4 protein-coding genes are annotated in these 3,891 nt (G+C 37.7%); all 4 read left to right on the top strand.

What is annotated here, in order from left to right; all coding sequences use genetic code 11:
* Window positions 1-118 precede the first annotated feature (118 nt).
* The 4 genes from AC1DTM_RS19810 (at window position 119) to AC1DTM_RS19795 (ending at window position 3,610) form a co-directional block, all read left to right on the top strand.
* Window positions 119-757 (top strand): class I SAM-dependent methyltransferase, encoded by a 639-nt coding sequence (locus AC1DTM_RS19810; protein ID WP_199715074.1) that lies wholly within the window; start codon window positions 119-121, stop codon window positions 755-757.
* Between the two features lie 14 nt (window positions 758-771).
* Complete coding sequence (mtnN, locus tag AC1DTM_RS19805; RefSeq protein ID WP_016106205.1) at window positions 772-1,467, top strand: 5'-methylthioadenosine/S-adenosylhomocysteine nucleosidase; 696 nt, start codon at window positions 772-774, stop codon at window positions 1,465-1,467.
* A gap of 82 nt (window positions 1,468-1,549) precedes the next feature.
* Entirely contained in the window at window positions 1,550-2,473 is a 924-nt protein-coding gene (locus tag AC1DTM_RS19800; protein WP_002111959.1) for an O-acetylserine dependent cystathionine beta-synthase, read from the top strand.
* 3 nt (window positions 2,474-2,476) lie between these two features.
* On the top strand, window positions 2,477-3,610 hold the full coding sequence (locus tag AC1DTM_RS19795) for a bifunctional cystathionine gamma-lyase/homocysteine desulfhydrase (protein WP_016106204.1): 1,134 nt from the start codon (window positions 2,477-2,479) through the stop codon (window positions 3,608-3,610).
* The last annotated feature ends 281 nt before the right edge of the window (window positions 3,611-3,891 follow it).

The following is a 3,891-nucleotide window of genomic DNA, read 5'->3' as shown; positions in this document are numbered from 1 at the left end:
ATGTAATCACCTATAGTGTAACAAAGAAAAGAAGGAAATACTACGTACATTTCAATTGACATTTTTAGAAAGAGAGAATATCATACTGATAAAACCGATAAGAAAAAGGGGAATTTTTATGGGAACAGAATTTAATGGTTTATTTGATGAATGGGCTCATACGTACGACTCATTTGTACAAGGCGAAGATATACAATATAAAGAAGTTTTCGCCCATTATGAGGACATTTTAGAGGATGTAGTTAACAAGTCATTTGGCAACGTATTAGAATTCGGTGTTGGTACTGGCAATTTAACAAATAAATTATTACTTGCTGGTCGCACAGTTTACGGTATAGAACCGTCACGCGAAATGCGTACAATTGCAAAAGAGAAATTACCAAAAGAGTTTTCAATTACGGAGGGTGATTTTCTTTCATTTGAAGTCCAAAATTCAATCGATACTATTGTGAGCACTTACGCATTTCATCATTTAACAGATGAAGAAAAAGACGTAGCAATTGCGAAGTATAGTCAATTGCTAAACAAAGGTGGTAAAATAGTGTTTGCTGATACGATATTTGCAGATCAAGATGCATATGATAAAACTGTCGAAGTAGCAAAACAAAGAGGTTTTCATCAGTTAGCAAACGATTTGCAAACAGAATACTATACACGTATTCCGATCATGCAATCTATTTTTGAAAACAATGGCTTCCACGTAACGTTTACGAGATTAAATCATTTCGTTTGGGTAGTGGAGGCAACTAAGCAATAGAAAGAGGGATTAGATTGAGAATTGCTGTAATTGGAGCAATGGAAGAAGAAGTACGTATTTTACGTGACAAACTAGAACAAGCAGAAACAGAAACTGTTGCAGGTTCTGAATTTACGAAAGGGCTATTGGCAGGACATGAAGTAATCTTGCTAAAGTCTGGTATTGGTAAAGTAAATGCAGCGATGTCAACGACAATTTTATTAGAAAAATATAAGCCTGAAAAAGTAATTAATACTGGTTCAGCTGGTGGATTCCATCACTCTCTAAATGTTGGTGATGTAGTTATTTCAACAGAAGTTCGTCACCATGACGTAGATGTAACAGCATTTAACTACGAATATGGTCAAGTGCCAGGAATGCCACCTGGATTTAAAGCTGATGAGGCATTAGTTGCATTAGCTGAGAAATGTATGCAGGCAGAAGAAAATATTCAAGTTGTAAAAGGTATGATTGCAACAGGTGATTCATTTATGAGTGATCCGAACCGTGTTGCAGCAATTCGTGATAAATTTGAAGATCTTTATGCAGTAGAAATGGAAGCAGCAGCTGTTGCGCAAGTATGCCACCAATATGAAGTTCCATTTGTTATTATTCGTGCACTTTCTGATATTGCTGGTAAAGAATCAAATGTTTCATTTGATCAATTTTTAGATCAAGCAGCTCTTCATTCTACAAACTTTATCGTAAAGGTACTAGAAGAGTTAAAGTAATGTAACAAAAAGGCAACTGTCTCATATAAAGAAAATACATACAGTTGCCTTTTCTTTATTGGCAAATAAGGGGGAGAACACGATGAATGTATATCGTGGAGTTCATGAGTTGATTGGCCATACACCAATCGTAGAAATTACTCGTTTTTCACTTCCGAAAGGAGTCCGTTTATTTGCAAAGCTTGAATTTTACAACCCAGGCGGAAGCGTTAAGGATCGTTTAGGAAGAGAATTAATCGAAGATGCGTTAGAAAAAGGGCTTGTTGCAGAGGGCGGAACAATCATTGAACCGACGGCTGGAAATACCGGCATTGGACTGGCACTTGCAGCGTTAGAACATGATTTACGCGTCATTGTTTGTGTACCAGAGAAATTTAGTATTGAAAAACAAGAATTAATGAAAGCGCTAGGTGCAAAGGTTGTGCATACACCGACTGAGCAAGGAATGACCGGCGCAATTGCAAAGGCAAAAGAATTAGTAAAGGAAATACCAAATTCATACTCTCCAAGTCAGTTTGCTAATGAAGCAAACCCTCGTGCTTATTTCAAAACACTAGGTCCTGAACTTTGGGACGCACTGAATGGAGAGATTAACATATTTGTTGCGGGTGCAGGAACTGGCGGTACGTTTATGGGAACTGCGTCTTATTTAAAAGAAAAAAATATTGATATTAAAACGGTTATTGTAGAACCAGAAGGATCTATTTTAAATGGCGGCAAAGCTGGTTCACATGAAACAGAAGGTATTGGTCTTGAATTCATTCCACCATTTTTAAAAACATCTTATTTTGATGAAATTCATACAATTTCTGATCGAAATGCATTTTTACGAGTGAAAGAATTAGCGAAAAAGGAAGGCCTTCTCGTTGGGAGCTCTTCAGGAGCAGCATTTCATGCAAGCTTACTTGAGGCAGAGAAAGCAGCACCAGGTACAAATATTGTAACGATTTTTCCTGATAGTAGTGAGCGCTATTTAAGTAAAGACATATACAAAGGATGGGAATAAAAAATGAGAGCAAAGACAAAGTTAATTCATGGTATTCGCATAGGAGAACCTTCAACTGGATCTGTAAACGTACCGATCTATCAAACGAGTACGTACAAACAAGAAGCAGTTGGTAAGCACCAAGGATATGAATATTCTAGAACTGGTAATCCAACTCGTTCAGCTTTAGAAGAAATGATTGCAGTGTTAGAAAATGGTCATGCAGGATTTGCATTTGGTTCAGGGATGGCAGCTATTACAGCAACTATTATGCTATTCTCAAAAGGAGATCATGTCATTTTAACAGATGATGTTTATGGCGGGACGTACCGCGTTATTACAAAAGTACTAAACCGTTTCGGCATTGAGCATACATTTGTAGATACAACAAACCTAGAGGAAGTTGTAGAAGCGATTCGTCCAAATACGAAAGCGATTTATGTGGAAACACCAACGAACCCATTACTAAAAATTACTGATATTAAGAAAATATCTACTCTTGCTAAAGAGAAAGATGTATTAACAATTATTGATAACACATTCATGACGCCATATTGGCAGTCGCCAATCTCTTTAGGAGCAGACATTGTACTTCATAGTGCAACGAAATATTTAGGAGGACATAGTGACGTAGTTGCAGGCCTAGTAGTTGTAAATAGCCCGCAATTAGCAGAAGACCTTCACTTTGTACAAAACTCAACAGGAGGTATTCTTGGCCCACAAGATAGCTTCTTACTACTTCGCGGTTTAAAAACATTAGGAATTCGTATGGAAGAACATGAAACGAATTCACGCGCCATTGCTGAGTTTTTAAATAACCATCCAAAAGTAAATAAAGTATATTACCCAGGTCTTGCATCACATCAAAATCATGAATTAGCAACAGAACAAGCAAATGGATTTGGGGCTATTATTTCATTTGATGTAGATAGTGAAGAAACATTAAATAAAGTACTTGAGAAATTACAATACTTTACACTTGCTGAAAGCTTAGGAGCAGTAGAAAGTTTAATTTCTATCCCATCTCAAATGACACATGCATCAATCCCAGCAGATCGCCGCAAAGAGTTAGGAATTACAGATACATTAATTCGTATTTCAGTCGGTATTGAAGATGGTGAAGATTTAATTGAAGATTTAGCACAAGCGCTAGCATAGTCAACTACCCCCGCTGAGATGAAGCGTTTCAGTGGGGGCTTTGAGTTAGAACTCTAGGTCTTTTCGTCTATCGCTAGACAGTTTGACGCTCTAGTATTCATGCCACCTTACGGTAACACCCCAAGTAAGTTTTTGGTCGGTACTGGCAACGAACGATTGTTTTCCCACTTGCACCACCCTTTCGAAAAAGAGCAATTCTTCCTTGTGGAAGAAGCCACCACTCAGATGAATCCGGCGTGTGCTACAAGCCCCGACAAGTCGAGTACACATGGATGGTTGAC

The organism is Bacillus sp. P4_D3 (assembly GCF_056401855.1).
The sequence above is the reverse complement of the archived record's forward strand: the minus strand, read 5'-3'. Positions and strand labels throughout refer to the sequence as shown.

Excerpts from the sequence above, each read along its gene's own strand:
- AC1DTM_RS19810 (WP_199715074.1), top strand. The coding sequence starts at position 119 with ATGGGAACAGAATTTAATGGTTTATTTGATGAATGGGCTCATACGTAC.
- AC1DTM_RS19795 (WP_016106204.1), top strand. The coding sequence starts at position 2,477 with ATGAGAGCAAAGACAAAGTTAATTCATGGTATTCGCATAGGAGAACCT.
- AC1DTM_RS19800 (WP_002111959.1), top strand. The coding sequence starts at position 1,550 with ATGAATGTATATCGTGGAGTTCATGAGTTGATTGGCCATACACCAATC.